Origin of the sequence: Flavobacterium psychroterrae (assembly GCF_018380615.1) — a bacterium.
GTDB lineage: Bacteria > Bacteroidota > Bacteroidia > Flavobacteriales > Flavobacteriaceae > Flavobacterium > Flavobacterium psychroterrae.
Window position 1 is genome coordinate 1 of sequence record NZ_JAGYVZ010000087.1, and the last position, 408, is coordinate 408.

Below are 408 nucleotides of genomic sequence, written 5' to 3' on the forward strand. Positions count from 1 at the left end.
CTACTGTCGCAACATCAATTGTTCCGTCAACATCCGAATCATTTGTAGTAACATTGATCGTTACCGCCGTGTCTTCATTTGTCGTGATTGCGTCGTTTACTGCAACCGGATTATCATTTACCGAAGTTACCGTAATTGAAATCGTAGCAATATTCGATATCGCTCCGTTATTATCGTTTACCGTATAATTGATTGGAGTGGCTGTTCCGTTATAGTTTAATACTGGCGTAAAAGTCACCACGCCTAAATTGTTAACCGTGTAAGTTCCCTGACCAGTTACTGTGAAAGTAGTTTGAATGCCTGGTGTTGCTGGATCCAAATCTACTGTCGCAACATCAATTGTTCCGTCAACATCCGAATCATTTGTAGTAACATTGATCGTTACCGCCGTGTCTTCATTTGTCGTGA

1 protein-coding gene is annotated in these 408 nt (G+C 41.2%); it reads right to left on the reverse strand.

Going from position 1 to position 408, the window contains the following annotated elements; genetic code table 11:
* The coding region (locus KHA90_RS25170; RefSeq protein WP_213308290.1) for an Ig-like domain-containing protein at nucleotides 1-408 on the reverse strand (408 nt) is incomplete at both ends.